At 60.6% G+C, this 23845-nt stretch carries 21 protein-coding genes; 8 read left to right on the top strand and 13 right to left on the bottom strand.

What is annotated here, in order from left to right; translation table 11 throughout:
* Positions 1-43 precede the first annotated feature (43 nt).
* Together PQR54_RS25670 and PQR54_RS25665 are read right to left on the bottom strand one after the other, a co-directional pair.
* Entirely contained in the window at positions 44-910 is an 867-nt protein-coding gene (locus PQR54_RS25670; protein ID WP_408250598.1) for an SIR2 family protein, read from the bottom strand.
* Positions 907-1899 carry a ParA family protein gene (locus tag PQR54_RS25665; protein WP_408250596.1) on the bottom strand — a complete coding sequence of 331 codons (993 nt, stop codon included), beginning with the start codon at positions 1897-1899 and terminating at the stop codon, positions 907-909. The genes PQR54_RS25670 and PQR54_RS25665 overlap by 4 nt, the downstream gene beginning before the upstream one ends.
* A 510-nt stretch (positions 1900-2409) precedes the next feature.
* On the opposite strand from PQR54_RS25665, the gene PQR54_RS25660 reads away from it, so the two are divergent.
* On the top strand, positions 2410-2733 hold the full coding sequence (locus tag PQR54_RS25660) for a site-specific integrase (RefSeq protein ID WP_408250594.1): 324 nt from the start codon (positions 2410-2412) through the stop codon (positions 2731-2733).
* Between the two features lie 24 nt (positions 2734-2757).
* On the opposite strand, the gene PQR54_RS25655 is transcribed toward PQR54_RS25660, so the two are convergent.
* The 4 genes from PQR54_RS25655 to PQR54_RS25640 form a co-directional block, all read right to left on the bottom strand.
* Positions 2758-4008 (bottom strand): hypothetical protein, encoded by a 1251-nt coding sequence (locus PQR54_RS25655; RefSeq protein WP_408250592.1) that lies wholly within the window; start codon positions 4006-4008, stop codon positions 2758-2760.
* A 465-nt stretch (positions 4009-4473) separates the two neighbouring features.
* A complete protein-coding gene (locus PQR54_RS25650) occupies positions 4474-5793 on the bottom strand; it encodes an MFS transporter (protein WP_408250590.1) in 1320 nt (439 codons plus the stop codon).
* 155 nt (positions 5794-5948) lie between these two features.
* Positions 5949-6707 (bottom strand): SDR family oxidoreductase, encoded by a 759-nt coding sequence (locus PQR54_RS25645; protein ID WP_408250588.1) that lies wholly within the window; start codon positions 6705-6707, stop codon positions 5949-5951.
* 43 nt (positions 6708-6750) lie between these two features.
* On the bottom strand, positions 6751-8190 hold the full coding sequence (locus PQR54_RS25640) for an aldehyde dehydrogenase family protein (RefSeq protein ID WP_408250586.1): 1440 nt from the start codon (positions 8188-8190) through the stop codon (positions 6751-6753).
* A 253-nt stretch (positions 8191-8443) separates the two neighbouring features.
* Here PQR54_RS25640 and ppa point away from each other — a divergent pair, with 253 nt between their 5' ends.
* Together ppa and PQR54_RS25630 are read left to right on the top strand one after the other, a co-directional pair.
* The gene (gene ppa / locus PQR54_RS25635; RefSeq protein WP_408250584.1) at positions 8444-8971 is read left to right on the top strand and encodes an inorganic diphosphatase; all 528 of its coding nucleotides are present in this window, start codon (positions 8444-8446) and stop codon (positions 8969-8971) included.
* Positions 8972-9242: 271 nt separating this feature from the next.
* Complete coding sequence (locus tag PQR54_RS25630; RefSeq protein WP_408250583.1) at positions 9243-11342, top strand: FUSC family protein; 2100 nt, start codon at positions 9243-9245, stop codon at positions 11340-11342.
* 42 nt (positions 11343-11384) lie between these two features.
* Here the strand turns inward: PQR54_RS25630 and PQR54_RS25625 are convergent, their stop codons facing one another.
* Complete coding sequence (locus PQR54_RS25625) at positions 11385-11714, bottom strand: GIY-YIG nuclease family protein (protein WP_408250581.1); 330 nt, start codon at positions 11712-11714, stop codon at positions 11385-11387.
* Positions 11715-11723: 9 nt separating this feature from the next.
* Positions 11724-12893, bottom strand: coding sequence for a GNAT family N-acetyltransferase (locus tag PQR54_RS25620; protein ID WP_408250579.1), 1170 nt, complete (start codon positions 12891-12893; stop codon positions 11724-11726).
* Between the two features lie 133 nt (positions 12894-13026).
* On the opposite strand from PQR54_RS25620, the gene PQR54_RS25615 reads away from it, so the two are divergent.
* Positions 13027-14727 (top strand): NAD+ synthase, encoded by a 1701-nt coding sequence (locus PQR54_RS25615; RefSeq protein ID WP_408250577.1) that lies wholly within the window; start codon positions 13027-13029, stop codon positions 14725-14727.
* A gap of 126 nt (positions 14728-14853) precedes the next feature.
* Positions 14854-15192, top strand: a complete 339-nt coding sequence (gene glnK, locus PQR54_RS25610; protein ID WP_006048444.1) for a P-II family nitrogen regulator — start codon at positions 14854-14856, stop codon at positions 15190-15192.
* A 258-nt stretch (positions 15193-15450) separates the two neighbouring features.
* On the opposite strand, the gene PQR54_RS25605 is transcribed toward glnK, so the two are convergent.
* From PQR54_RS25605 to PQR54_RS25590, 4 genes are all read right to left on the bottom strand, one after another.
* Entirely contained in the window at positions 15451-16602 is a 1152-nt protein-coding gene (locus PQR54_RS25605; protein ID WP_408250575.1) for a porin, read from the bottom strand.
* Between the two features lie 602 nt (positions 16603-17204).
* Positions 17205-17984, bottom strand: coding sequence for an ABC transporter ATP-binding protein (locus PQR54_RS25600; protein WP_408250573.1), 780 nt, complete (start codon positions 17982-17984; stop codon positions 17205-17207).
* A gap of 46 nt (positions 17985-18030) precedes the next feature.
* Positions 18031-18744, bottom strand: coding sequence for an ABC transporter permease (locus tag PQR54_RS25595; protein WP_408250571.1), 714 nt, complete (start codon positions 18742-18744; stop codon positions 18031-18033).
* On the bottom strand, positions 18741-19430 hold the full coding sequence (locus PQR54_RS25590; protein ID WP_012432163.1) for an ABC transporter permease: 690 nt from the start codon (positions 19428-19430) through the stop codon (positions 18741-18743). Before PQR54_RS25590 ends, PQR54_RS25595 begins: the two co-directional genes overlap by 4 nt.
* A 698-nt stretch (positions 19431-20128) precedes the next feature.
* Between PQR54_RS25590 and PQR54_RS25585 the strand changes: the two genes are divergently transcribed.
* Complete coding sequence (locus tag PQR54_RS25585; protein ID WP_408250569.1) at positions 20129-20839, top strand: pirin family protein; 711 nt, start codon at positions 20129-20131, stop codon at positions 20837-20839.
* A gap of 200 nt (positions 20840-21039) precedes the next feature.
* Here the strand turns inward: PQR54_RS25585 and PQR54_RS25580 are convergent, their stop codons facing one another.
* Positions 21040-21570 (bottom strand): Spy/CpxP family protein refolding chaperone, encoded by a 531-nt coding sequence (locus PQR54_RS25580; RefSeq protein WP_408250567.1) that lies wholly within the window; start codon positions 21568-21570, stop codon positions 21040-21042.
* A 220-nt stretch (positions 21571-21790) separates the two neighbouring features.
* Between PQR54_RS25580 and PQR54_RS25575 the strand changes: the two genes are divergently transcribed.
* Positions 21791-22516 carry a response regulator gene (locus PQR54_RS25575; protein ID WP_012432166.1) on the top strand — a complete coding sequence of 242 codons (726 nt, stop codon included), beginning with the start codon at positions 21791-21793 and terminating at the stop codon, positions 22514-22516.
* Complete coding sequence (locus tag PQR54_RS25570; RefSeq protein WP_408250565.1) at positions 22500-23819, top strand: ATP-binding protein; 1320 nt, start codon at positions 22500-22502, stop codon at positions 23817-23819. Before PQR54_RS25575 ends, PQR54_RS25570 begins: the two co-directional genes overlap by 17 nt.
* Positions 23820-23845 lie beyond the last annotated feature (26 nt).

Genomic DNA, 23845 nt, shown 5'->3' with positions numbered 1-23845 from the left:
TAGGCTTACACGGTGGGGTCGATCCGCGCATGGAGCTATCGGCCTACCATTTCTGGTCGCTTCCGATTTGAGTTCTGAGCAAATCAACCCGCTGCACGAGTTCTGAAAGCGAACTCGTAAGCTCGGCGTGACCGTTATCGGTCGAATATGACAGGAACTTGATTCTCATCGACTCTGAAGCTACTGCGAGCACTTCCGGGTCCACTTCATTTTCTGGAATTGTCATGTAGTGAAGTGGCATCCTTCCATGGGCGAATTGCACATCCTCAAACAGCAGCCTTATGTCCGGATCGTCAACGCCACAACCCAGGAAGAGAAACGTATGCGTCAGAACCAGCGACTTCAGGATCTCATAAAACAGTACATATTTCGTTCGTGCTTCGGCATAGTCCTTGCGCGTAAATATGAGCTGCGTTGGCGTATTTGCAGTGCCGTGCGTCTTGAGAAGAAGACGAGTTTCGCCGCCCGATATGTATCGAATTATATCCGGGCTGGTGTGATCTTTAATCACTAGCGAACCATTAGAGACGCTGGAAGCGTAGGTATCATAAATTACGTCGAAATTCGGCGATGCGACAATAGAAGAATCCAAATTGTATATGTGTTCGTGAATATCAGCTTTCTGATAGCCAGGTTGTTGATACTCCGCCTGCACGAGCGCCCCAAACGCATCGGGCGTAAGCCTGCGTTTTATGATTTCACAAGCCGTTAAGAAATCTCTCTGCCTGATTAACGCTTCAAGAACGGGCGGATTCTCGAGGCTGTCCGATGCTTTTCGTAGAAATTCCTCCCATGATGCGGGTCGTCTTCCGGCCGCATTTGTCGAATTCTTGGAAACGCCAGAGCCAACCACAATGACGCTGCGCCTTCTCGCAACCGCTCGAATGATTTCCTCGTCCCATGCGATCATGCTTCGATTCTCGCAATGAATTTCGAAGCGATTGCGTGATAAAAATTCCCAGCTTCTTGCACACGGTTGTAGTGAGACCCGACAATTCCGTCTTTAGCCCCGAGAGAAAAAATTGGGGCGTGAGCCTGTTGAGACAAGGGAACGACACTGCTTAAGGTTGGCACTTCACCTAAGTTCACCAAATCTTGCTGCACATCAAAAAATGCACATAATGAGGCCAATTCATCGTTCTGCCGGTGAATGATGTTCTCAAATGCTTCGACCGCTTGTCGAACTCCTTCTTTCTTCTTCGCCGTGTATTGCTGCATGACGAAGCCGGCGAACTTGAGATCCCATTTAACCGGCACGCCATTGATTAAAAAATCGCCTCCTTCAGCTTCTTTATAACGCTCCAATGCGCTATTTAACGAATTTTTCCAATTTCCAAAAGAACTTAGTATATTTGCAACAGCCATTAAGCTGAAGATATCAACCGACAGCGGCATAACAAAATAGTCGACAGCCAACAGCGCCGAGCGATTGAGTGCGCCGAGCGACGGTCCCATGTCTACGAGCACGAAGTCGTATTGGCCAAGTCGACCAATCAACTCCTTCAGCGCGTAGGTCGTCTGAAATCCACGCGGTTCTCCGTTGCGCGTCGCAGCCCAGTCGGTGGCGAGAAGGTCTTCGCGAATAGACAACTTCGGATCTCCGACGATGACATCGACTCCAAAACGCGCGCTGGGGACAATCGTTGGGATCTCAGGGGCATATCCCACGCCGCGCCGAACCGGTTCATAAAAGGAGTCAATGCTGTTGTATGTCCCATCAAGCAAAATTTCTTCGAGCTTGTTTTCCGGCAGCAGATAGGCCGACGCATTGCACTGAGGATCGGCGTCAAGTACGAGGACTTTCTTCTTTTCATTGACGGCCAGAGATGCCGCCAAGTTGCAGAGGAGCGTAGTTTTTCCGACACCACCCTTATTGTTAAAAAAGGCCACACTGATCATTGCTCCCCCGTGACTAGTTGATAAGAATCCGTACGGCGTAACGGCGTAAGATAGATCCGGGGTTAGCACCCGTAGAATTTGCTTGGATCCTGTGGACGTTGCTGCGCCGTAGACTGTCCTGACTCCCCCGCTATTCTAATTGCAATTGCATACCCGTAGCCTATCCTAGCCCCCGTTCTGACAAGCCCCCGGCTCAGAGAACCAGACCGCCCGGCGACGCAACTTGTGTGACCTAAACGGGCGTCGGCTTTGGCCGAAAATCCGAGAAGCAGAATAGTGGATCGAACGTCTCTTAACTGGGTGGAAGCTGCACTTCGAATGTCTGACCGAGTCGCAGGCCGATTGGCCGTTGATGGCCGACTACCGTCCGACGCGGTTGGCAGAAACCGACCAGTCACCGCTATTTGAAATGGCTCTCACTATGTGACGGCATCCGCGCGACAAACGGACGCTGGAAGCGATCCTGGAGCATTGATATCTCGTTCGCGTGCAATCGGGGCACGCGTCAGTGTGTTCGCCCGGTGTAAGTCGACTGGCGTAGTAAGCAAGTACCTGATCTACCACATCCGGCCGAACGTCAACGCGCCGAAAGGCTCGGCGGTCGAGATCAAGACCTTCGCGTCCCGGTTTAAGGAAGCGCGTGATCTGGCCGGAATCATCTGCAAGGACGCGCCCACCTTTCACGAAATGGGAAGCCTGACGAAGCGGCTTTACATGGAACAGGGCAACGTCGACACCAAGGCTTCGCTCGGCCATATGACCGAGGCGATCGCCGATCTGTACGCCACTTCGCGCGGGCTGGAGCCACTCAGGGTCGAGATAAGCCGAAGCTAGTCCGCGCGCTGCAAGAAAGGAATGTTATTGACTCTCATCCGACGTGTCACCGGCCATGAAATCCCCGCCAATGAGTATGCTGTCCCATTGCGGAAGATCACCATGGTCAATAATTCGCTTGATGGCAGTTGCACAAAAAATCAATCCATCTTTAAGCTCTTTTTCAATCAGCTCGACATCAGACGGCTTCTTCACTGAAAGCTTTCCTGAATGTACAGCTTCGGATCGATACTTGTAGAGCCGCTTTAGCTGTTTCACAATTCGTGCTCGATCCTCGACATCTTTTCCCAGCAACCACGCACCGCGAACACTAAAGAAAAGTGTGTTATTCGATGAATCCGTTAGCAATAGCGACTCTAGCGCAATACCTAAGTCCACCGCCCTGCTGACGCTTTGTTGACGCCGAACTGCTTCGTTCAAACGCAGAAGAGGAATGGACAGAGCTTCTCGTGTGGTCGCCGACAGCTCAAAGAAGCGATAGATAATTGGCACCAGTTCCCGAATTTGCTCCACGCTTACCGCAATGTTGCTGGAAACCTTCGTCTCCTCTTGCGGCACTGACCACATCCATCCGGTCTGCTCTTTCATGAGTTGCCCATCTTCCAGTTCCGTATAAGACTTGAAAATGGCTGGTGAGCACGGGCCCGCTAGCGTCAACAGCGCCGTAAGGATTTCGATAAGCCTATGTTCATCTGAGGAAAGGTCTGGCAGATCACTCAAGTCGTCAAAAAATTTCGGGCGAGCCTCAAACACTCTAAATAATGCGCAACCCGGTTTCCGAAACTCGGTCATTTCGACAGCCATGTGCCGCGTCATCCCAGTTTGCTGAGATACAGTCGCGAGATAACTTTGAAGCGTGCTAGACGGCACTCTGTCCAGCGGTGCGATAAACACTCCGTTGAACAGTTCAACCGTCTCAGTCACCTCGATACCTCTGAGGAGTGCCACTTCGATCGAACGATTGCAGTCCGTCGACAGGAACGCGTAGAGCTCATCGACGGCGGACTGTGCTCCGTGAGAAAGAGCCCAGTCAACTAGCGCGTTCCCGATTTGTACGGGTGCCAATGTCCCGCCGCCTCGCCCTGACCAATTCAAAAGGCGCCCAGAGAATTCCCTAATCTCCGGCTCGGCTTCGAGTAAGCCCACAAATTCGTTGGGTACGTTATAGATTGTCCTTCCGTACGGCGCATCCAAAAAAGGGGCGAACTGTTTCAGATTGTCCCGGTTAGTTGCCAGCAGATTTTCAAGTGCTTCGGTTAGAGTCGCTCTAGACATGATTCATTAGCAGAAGAGTCTTGATGGACCGATCAGTACCGGCGCAAAGCAGCGCACCATTTTGCCACGCGAGTTGGCGGATTGGAGAGGCAATCAAACTGATTGGTCAATACACAGAAAATTGACGAGCGACGCGTTTTTAACAAATATTGAACGACCCCTGCTGGGCAAGGCTTTGCGGGCGACGGGAAATATCGAAGTGGTAAACGCCGACATGCACTTCGGACCTGCGGCTAATGCAATCGTGGGAAATATGGTTGCTTTCAGTGGGAATCCTGACGTCTGAATGACAGTTCTCCGGCACTGACAGAAGACCGCTTCTGGCGGACTACCGCCGCGTGTCTCCCGCAGCAATCAGGCGACACTTGCCGAATCCGCCTTATTCAGCGCAAAGTAGTCGCTTATTAGCACACAAACGAATAAGCCTCAGCAGTGAATCACCGCCAAGGCCCGCACTTCAACCTCTCACTTATTAACCATCTTCGCCGGCACACTAATAGCCAGCAACCCGCCGAGCACCATAAACGCCGCGAGCATATACATGCCGGAATCGTTCGCGGCCGTCGCCTGTTTGAGCCAGCCCACCGCATATGGGCTGAGGAAACCCGCCAGATTCCCAATCGAATTAATCATCGCAATCCCAGCAGCCGCCCCAGTCCCCGCCAAAATCGCCGTAGGCAAACTCCAAAACAGCGGCAGCGTAGTAAGAATCCCCATCGTCGCAAGCGTCAGCGACGCCATCGCCAACACGGTGTTATGCGTCCACACCACAGAAAGCACCAACCCAATCGCCCCCGCAAACGCAGGCAACGCAATATGCCACCGCCGCTCCCGCTTCCGGTCCGCGCTACGCGACACAAACACCATCGCCACCACAGCCCCCGCAAACGGAATCGCCGACAGCAGACCAATCATGAACGCATCCGTCACCCCAGTCGCCTTAATAATGGTCGGCAACCAGAAGCTCACCCCATACAACCCCATCACAAACGAGAAGTATGTGAGGCTCAGCATCAACACCCGCCCACTCGTGAGCACCTCGCGAATCGGCATGTCATGCTTAGTCGCTTCTTCCGCAGAAACATGCCGCTCAAGCAACTGCTGCTCTTCCTTGGTAAGCCACTTCGCCTTCGAGATCCGATCGTCCAGCATGGCAAAAACCATGATCCCGACGATCACCGAAGGAATCCCTTCGAGCAGAAACAGCCACTGCCAGCCATGCCATCCGTTCAAGCCGTTAAACGTCTTCAGGATATAACCCGACACCGGCCCACCGATCACACCCGACAACGCAATCGCCGTCATAAACCAAGTAGTCATGCGCCCACGCCGATGCGACGGATACCAGTACGTGAGATAAAGAATGATCCCAGGAAAGAACCCCGCCTCAGCCAGACCAAGCAGAAAGCGCATCACATAAAACATCGTCGGCGTAGTCACGAACATGGTCAGCATGGAGATCACGCCCCACGACACCATGATCCGCGCAATCCACACCCGTGCGCCGACCTTATGCAAAATCACATTGCTCGGAATCTCAAAGATGAAATAGCCGACAAAGAAAATCCCCGCGCCAAAACCATACACCGCATCGCTCAGCCCGAGATCGCTGGTCATTTGCAGCTTGGCAAAACCGACGTTGACGCGATCCAGATACGCGACCACGTAACAGAGCATCAGAAGCGGCGCGAGCCGCCAGGTGACCTTGCGGTAGGTGGCCTCTTCGAAAGTGGAAGGGGGCGCACCCGCGCCGGGATGGTGGAGCGGATTTGCGGGACTAGCCATGGTGTCTCCTCTTTTCTTGTGGAATTGAAGTACCGCCGTCGATCGATTCTATCCGCGCTGCGTCGTCTGCATGACGAATCGATACCCGGGGAAAACACTGACTGCGGCGAGGGCCGCTGCGCACGAAACCCTCGCGGACCAGCTACGGCGCGGCGCTACACGCAGCGCCCGCCGTCCACTTCCAGACACACGCCGGTGATGAACTCCGCCTCGTCCGAAGCCAGATAAAGCGCGGCATTTGCGATGTCCTGCGGCGTCGAGAAGCGCCCGAGCGGAATGCCGGCGAGAAAGCGCTGGCGATTCTCCGGCGTATCTTCCACGCCCATGAATTCGGACAGCAGCGCCGTCTCGCCGATCACCGGATTCACGCAGTTCACCCGAATCCGGTCCGGACCCAGCTCGACCGCCAGCGACTTGCTCGCGATAATCACCGCGCCTTTGCTGCCGTTGTACCAGACGAGCCCGGGGCGCGGCCGCACACCCGCCGTGGACGCAATATTGATGAAGCAGCCGCCGCCTTGCTCGCGGAAATACGGCACGAATTCCTGCACGCTCCAGTAGATGCTTTTCACGTTCACCGCATAGACGCGGTCGAATTCGGCTTCCGTGACTTCCATCACCGGTTTGTTGCGATGCGTGGTGCCCGCGTTGTTGACGACGATCTGCACGCTGCCGAAGTCTTCCAGCGCGGCCTCGCGCAGCTTCTGCCAATCTTCACGTTGAGCGACGTTGCCCGCCACCGCGATCGCCTTGCCGCCGGCCAGCGCGATTTCGCTTGCCACGCGCTCAGCGGCCGGGCCGTTCAGATCGTTGACCACCACGTTCGCGCCTTCGCGCGCGTAGGTCTTCGCAATGCCTTCGCCGAAACCCGAGCCGCCACCCGTGACGATGGCCGTTTTACCTGTCAACCGCATGATGTCTCCGCTGTTTGTTGTGGATGGTGATGCACGTGCCTGACTAACCGTGTTTGATCGCGATGGTCTTGAGCACCGTGAAGCCGTACAGCGCTTCGAAGCCCTTTTCGCGTCCGTGGCCCGAATGCTTGACGCCGCCGAACGGCAATTCGACGCCGCCGCCCGCGCCATAGTTGTTGATGAAGACCTGGCCTGAGCGCAAACGCCGCGCGAGCCGCATCTGCCGTGCGCCATCGCGTGTCCAGATGCCGGCGACGAGACCGAACGGCGTGCCATTGGCGAGCTTCGAAGCTTCGTCCTCGTCGCTGAAGGACATGGCGGCGAGCACCGGGCCGAACACTTCGTCGCGAGCAAGGCGGTGGCTCGCGGGCACGTCGCGCAGCAGCGTCGGCGCCTGATAGAAGCCGCTTTCCGGCGCTTCCGGAACCACCTCGCCGTGCGCCGCCATGGCGATGCCGTCGTGTTGCGCGTCGTTGAGGAAATCCCACACGCGGCGCTGTTGCTTCGCGCTGATCAGCGGTCCGCAGTCGAGATCGGCCTGCGAAGGGCCCACGCGCAACGCATGAAACGCGCTGCTCAGCCGGTCGAGCAAGGGCTCGTAAATGGCCCGGTCGATCAGCACGCGGCTACCCGCCGAGCAGGTCTGCCCGGCGTTTTGCACGATCGCCGACACCAGCACGGGCAGCGCGGCGTCGAGGTCCGCATCGGCGAAAACGATTTGCGGCGACTTGCCGCCGAGTTCCAGCGTGACCGGCACGTGATTTTCGGCGGCCATCTGCGTGACTAGCTTGCCGGTTTCCGGCGAGCCAGTGAACGAAATGTGATCGATGCCCGGATGACGCGCGAGCGCCGCGCCCGCTTCATGGCCATAACCGGTGACGATATTCAGCGCGCCGGCCGGCAAACCCGCCTCGGCAGCGAGTTCGGCGACGCGCAACACGGAGAGACACGCATCCTCTGCCGGTTTGACGACGCATGCGTTGCCGGTGGCGAGCGCCGCGCCCACGCTGCGCCCAAAAATCTGCATGGGGTAATTCCACGGCACGATATGGCCGGTCACGCCGTGCGGCTCGCGGATCGTCAGCACCGTGTAGCCGGTCTGGTAAGGCAGCGTTTCGCCGTGCAGCTTGTCCGCCGCGCCGGCGTAAAACTCGAAATAACGGGCGAGGGCGGCCGAATCGGCGCGCGCCTGCTTGAGCGGCTTGCCGGTGTCGCGTGCTTCGAGTTGGGCGAGTTCTTCCTGGCGCGCGGCGACCAGCATGGACAGCCGGTACAGGATGCGGCCGCGTTCGGCGGCGCTGGCTTGACCCCAGGGGCCTTCGAACGCGCGGCGCGCGGCGTGCACGGCGGCGTCGATATCCGCCGCGGTGCCGCGCGCGAGTTGGGTGAAGGGCTGGCCGTCCGAGGGATCGAGTACGGCGATCGTCTCGCCGCCTGATGCAGCGGACCATTCGCCGCCGATGAAATGCCGGGCTTCTTCCATGCATGCTCCTTGAGGTGTCACGAGCACCGCGCTGCGGTGACGTGGTGTTCACAAACGAGAGGCACAATCGAGAGACGCCAGACGATTATCGCCCCGATCCAACGAGGGATGCCATTGGGTGATTGGCTATAATGGCGCATTCAGCACTGTCCGGCCGCAGCGCCGCTGCTCGAGGCGAGTTTCACGTTGCATCCCGTTCGAGCAAGCGCGCCGCACGCCGTGTTCCGAATTCCATCCCGACCAGAGAGCGCTCATGAGCTTCAATAACGTCCCCGCAGGCAAAGACCTTCCGCAAGATTTCAACGTCATCATCGAAATCCCGGCGCAAAGCGATCCGGTGAAGTACGAAGCCGACAAGGAAACGGGCCTGCTCCACGTCGATCGTTTCATCAGCACGGGCATGCGCTATCCGGCGAACTACGGCTACATTCCGCAAACGCTGTCGGGCGACGGCGACCCGGTCGACGTGCTGGTCATCACGCCGTTCCCGCTGCTGGCCGGCTCAGTGGTGCGTGCCCGCGCACTCGGCATGCTGCAAATGACCGACGAATCCGGCGTGGACGCGAAGCTGGTCGCGGTTCCGCACGACAAGGTCTGCCCGATGACCGCCAACCTGAAGTCGATCGACGACGTTCCTTCGTACCTGAAAGACCAGATCAAGCACTTCTTCGAGCAATACAAGGCGCTCGAGAAGGGCAAGTGGGTGAAGGTCGAGGGCTGGGCGGACATCGAAGCCGCGCACAAGGAAATCACGGACGGCGCGGCGAACTACAAGAAGTAAGCTGCGTCACACCTGGTGAATAGAAAAAACCGCGCGAGCCTGCAAAGGCCGCGCGGTTTTTTCATGGCTGGTCGAAACACGAGGCCGGTGCCGCCGCGTAGTCTTGGAGTGTGGGCATATAGACGCAGTGCATCGACAGGATGAACCGAAGCCATTTTTATATCTACGTGTAAACCCGTATTATTGGCCGCCTGCATGCGCTTGCCTGCCGTCGGCCGGCGCGCTGTCCTGACGCAGCGCCAACCCGCGTTCCCTGGAGCCCATCTTTCGGATGCTGAATCGCAAGTCCAACCCGTCGTCTTCGTCGCAACGCTGGTCGAACTGGCTGTATGCGGTCGCCAGCGCGATCTACCGCAAGCGGCCGGTATGGATGGTGTCGTTTTCGACCAGCGAGGCCAGTTTGTCGGAAGGCCTGCGAGCAGCTTGCGCGTCGACGGCCATGCTCGCGCTCGGCAATGTGCTGCACGAGCCGACCTTCGCGTGGGCGGCGATCGGCGCGTTCTGGACCTGCCTCGCCGACGCGGGCGGCTCCAACCGCGCCCGCTTTGCATCGATGATGGGCTTCGCGGTGTTGTCCACGCTGTGCGGCGGCCTGACGGCTTACGCATCCGGAGCGGGGGCCGTGTTCGCCGCGCTCGCGGTGCTGGTGTTCACGACACTCGGCGCATTCGGCAGGATCTGGGGCGCAGCCACGTCGCAGGTGACGATTCTCGCGGCCACCGCATGCGTCGTGATGGTCGACCGGCCGATGCACAGCGTTCGGCAAGGCATGGCGTTTCTCGGCATCTACCTCGTCGGATGTCTGTTTGCCGTGGCGCTAAGTCTGACGCTCTGGCGCATTCATCCGTTCGGCACGAGCCGCTCGTCTTTGCGCGCCGTGTACCTGCGTCTCGCCGATATCGCGGTGGACAGCGCCCGCTTGCTCGAACGGCGCGCGGCACGGGGCGAGTGGGCCACGCATGCCGCGAAATTTCGCGCCGATGCCCGCGCCGCGCTGGAGCGCTCGCGCAAAGTGCTGGCGCGCGTACCTGCATCGAGAACGGGCGGCCGCGAAACCTACGACACGCTGCTCGGCTTGCTGACCGACAGCGAAGCGTTGTTCGCGTACCTGATCGCCGTCTCCGGCGCCTGTGAACGGGTGCCCGACCACGCGTGGCGCGCGAAACGCGCGGCCCGTCTGCTGACGGTCATGGGCGACGTGCTGCGCAGCATCGGCGCGGCCGCCAACGATGCACAGTGGGCGCGTCTCGCCGATTTGCAACTGCGTTTGCGGCGTTTTGCGCGGCGGCTCGAAACCGCCTTGATGGAACCGGTGACGCTGAAGTCCGACTTCGAACTGGTCGACTTCACGCCGGTGCGCGCAGAGCCCGAAGGCTGGCGCGACAGCGCCGCGCGGCTCTTCACACGCAACTGGTCCACGTTCAAGGCCAACCTCTCGGTCGAGTCTGTCGGCTTGCGGCACGCTGCCCGCGTCGGCGTGACGACCACCACCGGCTTTCTCGTGATCCGCGCGCTCGGTCTGCCGTTCGGCTACTGGGCCACCATGGCGACGCTGCTGATCCTGCAACCGTCGATTGCCGCGACCTGGCCGCGCAGTATCGAGCGGGCGGCGGGCAGCATTGTCGGCGGCGTGCTGGCGGCGGCGATCGGTTACGCGATCCATTCGCCGCTCGGCATTTCGCTCGCGGTGTTTCCGCTGGTGATGGCGACCATGGCGCTGCGTCCCGTTAGCTATAGCCTCTTCGTGCTGTTTCTCACGCCGACCTTCGTGCTGGTCGCCGACTTCGCGACGCCGGGCGCCAGCGAATTCGCCTATGCGCTCACGCGGCTCGGCAACAACGTGCTCGGTTGCGTATTGGCGCTGCTGGCCACGTTCTATCTCTGGCCGACGCGCGAAAAGATCGACTATCGCGCGTATTTGAGCGAGGCGGTGCGCGCCAATCTTGCCTATCTGAGAGCCGCGCTGGAATCGCCTCGCCGCAGCGAGAAAGAGATGGAGCGCCTGCGCCGCGCCGCGGGTCTGGGCAGCAATAACGCAGAGGAAGCGATCGGCCGGATGCGCCTTGAAAAACTCGAGGACACGATGGTCGATACGGTGACGCTGACGGTGCTGAGCCTGTTGCGAAGAATGGCCGGCACCGCGACGCAACTGCGTCTGAGTACGAACCGGCGCGACATGCACGATGAACTCGGCGCGTGGATCGCGACCGTGAGCACGGACATCGACGCCGCGTTGAGTCGCACCTTGCGGCCAGTGCGCCTTGGGCTCCCCGCACGAGAAGGGCTAACTTCACTGGAAGCCGATGCGGTGGGCGAGCTTGCGCTGATGCATCGGCTGCTCAATGAGCGGATGCGCGAGGCGAGGGGATAGCTAAGCGGTGGCGCAAACAAGAAGGCCTAAGCCGAAGCGCTTTCAGGACGCGCCGGTGTTTTCCTCAGCTTGTTCTTCGACGACAACCGCTTCTGGCTCAGGCAAAGGCATTACCGATTCGAGCGTGCGCAGCCCCGCCGCAAGCGCCCGCTTCTCGGAAGGCGACAAGCGCTTGACCCAATACTCCGCGCGCGAAGCAGTAGACCGATCCGTCAATTCGAACGACGCCAGCACCTGCACCGGCTTGCGCGATCGCGTATAACGCGCGCCCTCGCCACTCACGTGTTTGTCGAAGCGCGCCTGCACATCGACGGCGATGCCCGTATAGACGCTGCCGTCCGAGCATTCGAGCAGATAAAGAAACCACGCCATAAACGCGCTTCAGCCTTTGAACGGATTGTGTTCGCGCAGCTCATCCACATACGCGTGGATGCTGTTCTTTTCGTTGTCGAGAAAGTGGCCGACCGCATCGGCGAAAGCGGGATGCGCGAGCCAGTGCGCCGAACGCGTGACCGTGGGCAGAAAGCCGCGCGCCATCTTGTGCTCGCCTTGTGCGCCGCCTTCGAACGCGCCGAGCTTTTCCTCGATGCAGAATTCGAGCGGCTGATAGTACGCCGTTTCGAAGTGCAAACACGGCACGTGTTCCAGCGCGCCCCAATAGCGGCCATACAGTGTGCCGCCGGTTTTCGCGTCGCGCTGATACACCACGAGCGAACTCGCGATCGGCTTGCCTTCGTATTCGGCGATCACGAGCAGCAGGTTCTCCGGCATCGACGCGCCGATCCTGCGGAAGAAATCGAGGTTCAGATACGGACTCGAAAAGTGCTCGCGGTACGTCTGCCGATAGCACTTGCTGAAGAAACGCCAGTCCGCGTCCTGAATGTCCTCGCCGCGAATCCGGCGCATCGTCACGCCGGCCTCGTGCACTTTACGACGCTCGGCGCGGATGTTCTTGCGCTTCTTCTGTTCGAGCGTGGAGAGGAAATCGTCGAAGTCGCGATAGCCGTCGTTGAGCCAGTGGAACTGCACGCCTTCGCGTTGCATCATGCCCATTTCGGTGAGCGCTTTCGCTTCCGTTTCGGTGGGGAAGAGTACGTGCAGCGACGACACGTCGGCCTGCTCGGCGAACGCCATCAGCGTAGCGGCCAGGTGTCTGAGCGCATGCGTATCCGCCGACAACAACCGGTTGCCTTGCACCGGCGTGAACGGCACCGCGCACAACAGCTTCGGGTAATACGGCAAACCGTTGCGCTTGTAGGCGTCGGCCCATGCCCAGTCGAACACGTACTCCCCGTACGAGTGACCTTTCAGATACACGGGCGCGGCGGCCACGAGCTTATCCGTGCGCGGGTCCGTCAGCGTGACGAATTGCGGCGCCCAGCCGGTATCGGCGACCGCGCAACGGGTCGCATGCAAGGCGCTCAAGAACTCATGCCGCAAAAACGGCGTGGGCTGCGACTGCTGCGCAAGAAGGGCATTCCATTCGGCGGCGTCTACCTCGGAGGGCGACGCCAGAATGCCCGTGCGATAATCAAAGCGTTCCTGGTTCAATCTGTGTGACTGTTCCCAATGAGCGGCGCGGCGCTCTGCGCGCCACGCCGTTCGTTTATCCGATTTGTCCATTCCGTCGAGCTAACCAGCCGCGGTACTCGCAAGCCACGTCGGCTTGCCTGTCGATCCTGCCATGAAGACCCGAATCGCTCTTGCTCAAATCAATGTCACCGTCGGCGACTTCGCCGGCAACGTTGCGAAAATCGTCGCTGCCGCGCGCGCCGCGCACAACGATGGTGCGAAGCTGCTGATCGCGCCTGAACTCGCGCTGTCCGGCTATCCGCCCGAAGATCTGCTGCTGCGTCCCGCGTTCTATGCCGCGAGCGCGGCGGCGCTGGCCGACCTCGCCACGCAACTCAAGCCGTTCGCCGGCTTGCATGTGATCGTCGGCCATCCGCTGCGCGACATCACGCACAACACGGCGCACGGCCATGGTAATGCAAACGCGCCGATCGAGCGCGGCGTGCCGCCGGTCGATACCTTCAACGCGGCCTCGCTGATCGTCGACGGAGAAGTGCGCGGCACGTATCGCAAGCAGGATTTGCCCAACACCGAGGTGTTCGACGAGAAGCGCTATTTCGCATCGGACCCGCAGCCGTTCGTGTTCGAACTCGATGGCGTGAAGTACGGCGTGGTGATTTGCGAGGACGCGTGGCATGCATCAGCTGCGCAAATGGCGAAGGCGGCGGGCGCGCAAGTGGTGCTGATTCCGAACGGCTCGCCGTATCACCTGAACAAGGAAGCGGTGCGTTTCGACATTCTGCGCGCGCGGATTCGCGAGACCGGCTTGCCGATGGTCTACGTCAACATGGTCGGCGCGCAGGACGAACTGGTGTTCGACGGCGGCTCGTTCGTGCTCGACGCGCAAGGCGAACTGGTCGCGAAGATGGCGCAGTTCGAGGAAGCGACTGCGATCGTCGAATTCGAAGGCGGCAAGCCGCTGCCCGGGCCGATCGCGCCGGAGCAGTCGATCGAGGCGCAGGTTTATGCCGCGCTCGTGATGGGCGTGCGCGACTACATCAACAAGAACGGCTTCCCGGGCGCGCTGATCGGCCTGTCGGGCGGCGTGGATTCGGCGCTGGTGCTGGCCGTCGCATGCGACGCGCTCGGCGCGGACCGCGTGCGCGCGGTGATGATGCCGTCGCGCTACACCGCGGACATTTCCACTACGGACGCCGCCGACATGGCGCGCCGCGTCGGCGTGCGCTACGACGAAATCGCGATCGCGCCGATGTTCGACGCGTTCCGCAGCTCGCTGGCGGAAGAATTCGCCGGCCGCGCCGAAGACGCCACTGAGGAAAACATTCAGGCGCGCATTCGCGGCACCTTGCTGATGGCGCTGTCGAACAAGTTCGGCTCGATCGTGCTGACCACCGGCAACAAGAGCGAAATGGCCGTGGGCTATTGCACGTTGTACGGCGACATGGCCGGTGGCTTCGCGGTCATCAAGGACATTGCGAAAACGCTCGTCTACCGCTTGTGCCACTACCGCAACCAGGCGACCACTTTCGACAAGCAGGACGTCATTCCCGAACGGATTCTGACGCGCGCGCCGTCGGCGGAACTGCGCGAGAACCAGACCGATCAGGACAGCCTGCCGGAATACGACGTACTCGACGCGATCATGCGCATGTACATGGAAGAGGACCGCTCGCTCGCCGAAATCATTGCGGCGGGCTATGCGGTCGACGACGTCAAACGCGTCACGCGCCTCATCAAGATCAACGAATACAAGCGGCGTCAGGCGCCGATCGGCATTCGCGTCACGCATCGCGCGTTCGGGCGCGACTGGCGTTATCCGATCACCTCGCGCTACACCGAACCGGTGGAGTGAGCTTTAAGCGAACCGCTGGGGACTTACCCGAAGCGCGCGCCGGAATGCCGCAACGCATCCGGCGCGGCGTAGAATAAAAATCATCCATTTCCCTTTCACTCTTTTAGACCCGAGACGAGGTTCGCCATGAAGCGCATCACTGCAGTCATCAAACCGTTCAAACTCGACGAAGTGCGCGAGGCGCTCGCTGAAGTCGGCCTCACCGGGCTGACCGTGACCGAGGTCAAAGGCTTCGGCCGGCAAAAAGGCCATACCGAGCTCTATCGTGGTGCAGAGTATGTGGTCGACTTTCTGCCGAAAGTGAAGATCGAAGTCGTGGTGGCGGACAACCAGTGCGATCAGGTGATCGATGCGATCATCGGCGCGGCGCGTACCGGCAAGATCGGCGACGGCAAGATATTCGTCGCGGACGTGGAGCGCGTAATCCGCATTCGTACCGGTGAAGAAAACGAAGCAGCGGTTTGACGCAGCTGCGTTCGTTGTCTTAAAGCAGGAATCGAGCGGCGGAATTTGCCAACCGTAGTCAGCTACACGACATCAGCCATGAATGCACCGCGCCGGTGCGCTCAGGCAGTGGCAAAACCGTGCTCAAAAATAAAAAACGGTGCGATACCCTTTCGGACATCGCACCGATACGCGCCTCTCGCAGCAGCGTGAAAAAGATTCTCTTGAAGAACTCTTGACTACACCCCGAAGGAAATTCCTTCGGGGAACACCGTTCAATTAGAACGAGTGTTGAATACCTGCGTACACGCCAGTCTGGCTGTGACCCGGCAGCGGGTTGTCCGTGCTGGTTGCCGTACCTGCGTTGTTTGCATTCAGGCCGTAGTTAGCCGTCTTGCTGTTTTGCGTCGTCGCGACCTGGAGGTCCAACAGCGTGCGCTTGGACAGGTTGTACGAGCCGCCGACCGTGTAGATCGTCGCGTTGCCTGCGCCATTGTTGCCGTTCACGTGGTAGACCGCTGCAATCAGCGCCGCTGCCGGCGTTGCTTGCCACGTCACACCGCCCCATTCGTGATCCAGAGTCGTCGGCTGGCCCGGCAGAACGTTCTGTGCACCTGCCGAACGGACAGCCTGGTAAGCAGCCTGAATCTTGAACTGGCCGAGGAACACGTTCACGAGAGCCGAGTATTCACGCGATGCCGCGAATACGCCGTTGCCGACGTTGGCCGTATTGACCGCGCTTGCGTTCGGGCCGTACAGGGTACCGTTAGCCGGATTGCGGATTTCGTCGTAAATACCGCGAACCTGGAACAGCGAGTTCGTGTAGGTGACTTGCGCGCCAGCTTCGCGACCTTGAGCGGTCGTGCCGTTGCCGTTCCAGCTCGTTGCATTCGACAGCGCGTATTGACCGTAGAAGTCAAAGCCTGCGATCTTCGGCGACTGGTAAGCGAAGTTGTTGCTCGATTGCGGCCAGTTGCGGCCACGCACCAGCGACGCCGACGACCAGTTCGATTGACCGAACGGGTCGAAGTCCCACACGCCGTTCGAGATGTACAGCATGCGACCCATCGTGAACGTACCGTACTGGTCGTTCGACAGGCCGACAGTTGCCCAACGATTGAAGAGACCGCCGCCGCCAGGGCCTGCACCCGTCATGGTGTTGAAGGAGCCTTCCAACTGGAACAGGACCTTGTTGCCGCCACCGATGTCCTCAACGCCCTTCAAGCCCCACAGGCTGGTACCCCAGTCGCCGCTTTCCGCGCGCCAACGGTTCGTGCTGCCCGTTGCCGAGCCAGCTGCGTTCGAGCCTTGCGGAACGCCCGTCATGTATTCGATACCGGCGTCAAGGCGGCCGTACAGCGTCACGCTGCTTTGGGCGTGCGCAACAACACCGGCTGTCATCAGCGCAGCGGCGAGCAAAGCTTTCTTCATCTTCTCCTCCATACCCTGTCAAAAAGTGAAACCCAGTACTGCGAATGGTGCTCGGCCGCGATTTGCGCCGAACAGAAATCGGTACCAGGGAGATTAGCGGGTGGATTGGGTCTCCTGCCGTGACGTGTAGCCTTGGGGCTATCTGGTCGTCATGCCGATCCCTCGCCGACCGGTTCTCCTCTGTGCTTTGAAGTGAAACTACTTTTAATGAACTTTGTTTTGCTACTTTGGTTACTAATTTATCAAAAATACCCTGAACTGGGAGAAGAAATTAGTACCTGCCTTGATCGATGTCTCCAAATTGCAATAACAATGTGCGCGACGACCCGTTGCAACGGCTTCGAAAAACGCGGAAACCCTTATGCGACAAGGGAATCACGGATCGGCGGGGGTAACGTTAAGGATTGCCACTATTGACGCTTCAAATGCGGCAGAGTAGGGCGGATATGCGGGGGAGGGAGGCTTGCGGGGAGCGGTTTTCGCGTCGGAAATCGCCGGAATGCGCAGGTGAGCGAAACAAAAAAGGCGCTGGTAAGCGCCTTGTAATACTACTTTGACTACAACCCAAATAGCGGGCTGTGTGTGAGTCTCTTTTTGAGCCTCTATTTGAGGCTGCCGGAGAGGAACTGCTTGAGCCGGTCGCTCTTCGTGTTCCTGAAGACCTCGTCGGGGTGGCCTTCTTCTTCCACGCGGCCTTGATGCAGAAACATCACGTGATTCGACACGTTGCGCGCGAAAGCCATTTCATGCGTGACGACGATCATCGTGCGGCCTTCTTCGGCGAGCGTCTGCATGACCTTGAGCACTTCGCCGACCAGCTCGGGGTCGAGCGCAGAAGTGGGTTCATCGAACAACATCACGTCCGGATGCATGGCCAGCGCGCGCGCGATCGCCACGCGCTGCTGCTGGCCGCCCGACAGATGCGACGGATACTGTTTCTCAAGGCGCGGCGCGAGCCCCACCTTTTCCAGATATTCACGCGCGCGGTCTTCGGCTTCCTTGCGCTTCAGACCCAGCACGTTGACCGGCGCCTCGATGATGTTCTCGAGCACGTTCATGTGCGACCACAGGTTGAAATGCTGGAACACCATCGAGAGACGGGTGCGCACGCGCTGCAACTGCTTCGGGTCCGACACGCGCAGCGCGCCGTTCTTGCCGATCTGCGTGCGCACTTCTTCACCGTCGACGAAGATTCGTCCCGAGTTCGGCTGCTCGAGAAAGTTGATACAGCGAAGCATCGTGCTCTTGCCCGAACCGGACGAGCCGATCACGCTGATCACGTCGCCGGCGTTGGCCTTGAGCGACACGCCTTTGAGCACTTCATTGTCGCCGTACTGTTTGTGGAGCTCGTCGACGAAGAGCTTCTGCTTCTTGGTGTTCATCAGGATCCTTGGGCGTGCTTACTTGCTGAGGGCGCGGTGCCTCGGGTTACTTGCCTTGCGGCCGCAGGTAAGCGAGCCAGCGGCGCTCGGCGCGCCGGAACAGCCACACGAGCGCGAAAGAAATGCACAGATAGAGCAGAGCGGCGATGCCGAACGCGTTGAACGACTGATACGTCGCCGAGTTCACATCGCGCGCGATCTTGAGGATGTCCGGCACGGTCGCGGTGAACGCGACGGTGGTGGCGTGCAGCATCAGGATCACTTCATTGCTGTAGTAGGGCAGTGCGCGGCGCAGGGCCGACGGCAGAATCACGCGCCGGTACAGCGTGAACGACGACATGCCGTACGCGCGCGCCGCTTCGATCTCGCCGTACGGCGTCGCCTTGATCGCGCCGGCGAAAATCTCGGTGGTGTAAGCGCAGGTGTTCAGCGTGAAAGCGAGCAGCGTGCAATGCATGCCGTCGCGGAAGAACGCATTGGTGAGTTCGTGATTGCGAATGACTTCGAGGCTGTACAAGCCGGTGTAGCAGAGCAGCAGTTGCACATACAACGGTGTGCCGCGGAAGATGTACGTATACAGCCACACGAGACGCGAGAGCCACTTCTTCTTCGACACGCGCGCCACCGCGAGCGGAATCGACAGGCAGAAGCCGAATCCGATCGACACCACCAGCAGCCACAACGTGATTGCGACGCCGGTGATGCGATAGCCGTCGGTATAGAGATAATTGCGCCAGTATTCCTGAATGATCTCGATCATAGATCCGCCTTTCGTACGCCGGTCGAGTAACGCTTTTCGAGGTACATCAGCACGAAGTTGGACACTGTGGTGATGACGAGATAGATCGCCCCTGCGAACAGGGTGAAGAAGAAGAACCGCAACGTGCCCTTGCCCGCGTCCTGCGACGCTTTGACCACGTCGGCGAGACCGATGATCGACACCAGCGCGGTGGCCTTCACCATCACCTGCCAGTTATTGCCGATGCCGGGCAGCGCGAAGCGCATCATCTGCGGGAACATCACGCGGGTGAACACCTGCCAGCCGGTCATGCCGTAAGCGGCGCCCGCTTCGAGCTGGCCGCGCGGCACCGCGAGAAACGCGCCGCGGAAGGTCTCGGTGAAGTACGCGCCGTAAATGAAGCCGAGCACCGCGACGCCGGCCACGAAGGGGTCGATGTCGATCTGGTCCCAGCCGAGCAGATCGGTCAGGTTGTTCAGCCAGATCTGGATGCTATAGAACAGCAGCAGCATCAGCACCAGATCGGGCACACCGCGCACGAGCGTCGTGTAGACCGTGCCGACGCCGTAGGAGAAACGGTTTTTCGACAGTTTCGCCGCCGCGCCGAGCAGGCCCAGCACGAAAGCGAACGCCAGCGACAACACCGCCAGTTTGACGGTTTGCCAGGTGCCGTTGAGGAGCAGCGGGCCGTAGCCTTGAAGGAACATAGGGGGTCCTTGACGATGTGTTTGCGACACACCGCGAAAGACGCGGCCAACTCTGCGCCGCGTTTGCCGCGAGCCTGGGGCTCGCTGTGACCTGCGGCGCACAGCGCACCGCTGTGCAAATCATGACTGCATGGCCGTTGCCGGTCTTGCAGCGCGCTTTTCGACTCTCGTTGTGACTGCAGGTGAATCTACTGCCGACTGTATTACGAAGCCTCGCGAAAGCCCATGCGGGCGAGCCCCGAGTTTCGTGGGTGCTGCGTGTGTTTCCTCGATTCAGCGTCTGGACTCGATTGGCCGTCGCTATTCTAGGCGGTCAAAATTGTCGCGCCGCCCAAGGTTTCGGCTTCGGAGCGGGACGCGATCATTCGATGCATCGAGCGGGTCCGGCGCGGGTCTGAAACCGGCAGCCAACCTGTCGGCGCCTGTCATGGCGAACCCGCCGGCGCGCCTTCCGCGCCCACACAATCTCGAAAAGGGCGGTATTTTACCCGAACAGGGGCGACGCGCCAGTGTGGGATGCCGACGGTGCCAAACTGATGCGCGCAGGCGTTGTGCGAGCGCGACGCCGCGGCGCGATTTTTCCAGCGCCCCTGATTGCGCGGATTTATGGAACGATCCGGTGCACCCATGCGGATTGTGTAGTGCAGGCCGCGCCCATACATTCCCGGCATCGCTATTTACTCACCAGGAGTCTTTCCATGTTCGAGATTCGCCGCTCCGAAGACCGCGGTCACGCCAACCACGGCTGGCTCGACTCGTATCACAGCTTCTCGTTTGCCGACTATCGCGATCCCCAGCATGTGCATTTCGGCCCGCTGCGGGTCATCAACGAAGACCGTATCGCCGGCGGCGAGGGCTTTGGCACGCACGGCCATCGAGACATGGAAATCGTTACCTATGTGCTCGAAGGCGCGCTGGCCCACCGCGACAGCATGGGCAACGGCTCGACGATCCGTCCCGGCGACGTGCAGCGCATGAGCGCCGGCACCGGCGTGCAGCACAGTGAGTTCAACGCGTCGCAGGACGAATCCGCGCACCTGCTGCAGATCTGGGTGATTCCGCAACGCGCGGGCGACCAGCCGAGCTACGAGGAAAAACGCTTCGACGCCGCCGACAAGCGCGGCCGCCTGCGTGTGGTCGCTTCGCCCGACGGCCGCGACGGTTCGGTGACGATCCATGCGGACGCGTCGATCTACGCGGCGCTGATCGACGGCGAAGAAACGGCGACGTTCGCACAGCCCAAAGGACGTCTGACGTATGTGCATGTCGCGCGCGGCGCGTTGACGGTGAACGGCAAAGCGCTCCGCGCAGGCGACGCCGCCAAGCTTAGCGACACGGATACCGTGACGCTTGAGAAGGGCGAGAACGCCGAAGTGCTGCTGTTCGATCTGGGGCAGCTCAACGGCTAAGCCGTGATTGCTTGGTTGCGCTTTCACCGAAGGAATAGTTGAAGTCGCAACGAGCACGCCTCACGCATGCGTCACGGCAGTCCGCGCGCATCGTGTCGCGCCGTAGAAAAAAACGCCACGGATGGCAAGCCTCCGTGGCGTTTTTGCATTCAGCGGCACAGACGGCCGCGCAAGCCGCCTGTGCATCTACGCCGAGCCGCTTACTGATTGGCCGCCGGCGCCGATGCCGCGCCCTTGCGATGCTCCCAGTGCTCGCGCATCTTTTCATGACGCGACTCCATCTTCGCAAAGCGCTGCTTGAGCGCCGTGCTGACGGTGGTCTTTTGCTGGTCGTTCAGGCCGTTGTAGAACTTGAGCCACGTATCCGAAGTTTGCTGGCGCAGTTGTGCGTCTTTCTGTTCGACCTGCTGATGCGCGGCCGCCATGGCGTTCAGATCCAGGATCGGCTGCTGCTGCGCGGCCTTGAACTGGTTCTTGATCTGCTCATGGTTGGCGCGCATGGCTTCGTGGTTCTGCTTCATGGTGTCGAGCGCGGCCTGCCACTGCTTTTCCTGATCCGCGTTCAGCTTCAGCTGATCGTGGAGTTGCGTCAGTTCCTTCATGAAGTGGCCGTGCCAGCCGCCAGGGCCGCCATGGCCGGCGTTGGGTTGTGCGGCATAGGCAGCGCCCGCGCCGATGGCGAGAGCAGTGGCGGCAACGGCGAGAACGCGCGAGATCTTTTTGGTAGACATGTGAGACTCCCTGTAATGGACTAGCCGACGATGCAACCGGTTAAAGTGGACGGCGTGCATTCGGTAAGACACAGCGTAGAGAACTGCGCAGATCGCTGTGTTACGTGGCAGGATGCGGCTATTACGGGGGATTACGCACACCTTTCACCGTAACACCCGGTAACCCTTGGGGCCGGTTTGAAATCGAAAACCCTTCCTGCTGCGCGTTAAACTTCATCCCATGGCTACTCAAATACTTGTTGTCGACGACGACGTCGAATTGCGCGATCTGCTCCGCGACTATCTGGCCCGCCAGGGCATCGAGGTTTCGGTGCTGCACGACGCTGGCTCGCTCGAGCGCCGGCTCGAACGCGAGCGCCCGGACCTGATCGTGCTCGACCTGATGATGCCGGGCGTCGACGGGCTCACCGCGTTGCGCAAGCTGCGCGCGTCGGGCGACGACATCCCCGTGATCATGCTCACGGCGCGGGCGGACGACGTCGATCGCATCGTCGGGCTGGAACTCGGCGCGGACGACTACCTCGGCAAGCCGTTCAATCCGCGCGAGTTGCTGGCGCGCGTGCAGGCCGTGTTGCGTCGCCGTCGCACGCTGCCGTCGGCGGCGGCGCCGGAACAGCGCGAGCCGTTCAACTTCGGCCGCTTCACGCTGGACTTCCAGTCGCGCACGCTGCATCTGGAAGACAAGCCGCTCACGTTGTCGGGCAGCGAATTCGCGTTGCTGAAGATTTTCGTCAATCACCCCATGCGCACGCTCACGCGCGAGCGTCTGCTCGAACTGCTGCACGGTCCGGAATACGACGGCACCGATCGCGGCATCGACGTGCAGGTCTGGCGTCTGCGCCGCATTCTCGAAACCGACCCGTCCACGCCGCGCTTCATTCAAACGGTGCGCGGCCGCGGCTACGTGTTCGTGCCCGACGGCGAACAGCATGCGCCGGCCCATTGATTCGCTGTTCGGGCGGCTGGCGCTGCTAGTCGTCGCCGTGCTGCTGCTGTCGCATTTCGCGTGGTACGCGCTCATGCGCCTCGAGCGCAGTCAACTGCAAACGCGCTACGCGGTCGAAGAAGCCGTGTTCCTGGTCGACGCGGTGCGTCAGCACGTCGCCCGAACGCCGGATCAGCCCTTGCCGTCGCGCGTCAAACTGGTCGATCCGGCGAGCCCCGAAGTGCCGCCCGAGGTCGCGGACATGCCGCCGCCGCTCGAACGTTTCGTCGAAGACGCGCGCGACCGCATGCCGTCCGGCACGCAGGTGCGTGTCGGCCAGCCGGGCCGCCCGCCCACGCTATGGGTGCGCGCGCCCTCCGACAAAAGCTGGATCGTCGTGCCGGTGCAGCCGCTGCGCACGCCGCGCTCGCTCGACCGCACGGTGCTGTGGCTCGCCATTATTTTCTCGTTCGCGGTGATGGCGGCGCTGTTCGCCGCGTGGGCGCTGCAGCAGCCGTTGCGCTCGCTTGCGCAGGCGGTGGCGCGTTTCGGCCGCGGTCAGCCGGTGCCGCCGGTGCCGGAGCGCGGGCCGCGCGAGTTGCGTCAACTCACGCACGGCTTCAATCAGATGGTGCAGGAAGTGGCGCGCACGGAGAACGACCGCGCCGTGATGCTGGCGGGCGTGGCGCACGATCTGAAAACGCCGCTCGCGCGTTTGCGCCTACGCGCCGAAATGATGGACGAAGTGAAGATGCGCGACGGCGTGGTGCGCGACGTCGATTCCATGACGCATATCGTCGAACAGTTTCTGGTGTTCGCCCACGACGGCGCCGATCGCAGCGAGGCGGTCGAAGTGGACGCGCAGTGCGAGCGGGTCGTGCGCAGCTATCGCGCGGTGGCCTCCGGTACGCCCACTGTGCAGACCGAACTCAACGCGGGGCCGGGGTTCCTGTTGCCGGCCGCCACACTCGACCGGATTCTGTCGAACCTGCTCGACAACGCGCATGCCTACGGCGCGCCCCCGATCGTCGTGGCCACGGCGCGTACCGCGCAAGGCTTCACTTTGTCGGTAAGCGACAGCGGCAGCGGCATCGCGGCTCAGGATCTGATCAACGCCAGCCGGCCGTTCGTACGGCTCGATCCGGCGCGCGGCGGCAACGGCCATAGCGGCCTCGGGCTCGCCATTGTCGAGCGGCTGGTACGGCGTGCGGGCGGGGAGTGGGAGATCGGCAACCACGGCGGCCGTGGTTTGCGAGTCTTGATGAGCTTTCCGCTCGAAGTCTTGCCGCGGGTCGCGGCGGCGTCAGAGAGCGCTTGGGGTTGATAGATAGATGCGCGGCGCGGGCTTCG

This window comes from Paraburkholderia phytofirmans (genome assembly GCF_046028095.1).
GTDB lineage: Bacteria > Pseudomonadota > Gammaproteobacteria > Burkholderiales > Burkholderiaceae > Paraburkholderia > Paraburkholderia phytofirmans_A.
The sequence above is the reverse complement of the archived record's forward strand: the minus strand, read 5'-3'. Positions and strand labels throughout refer to the sequence as shown.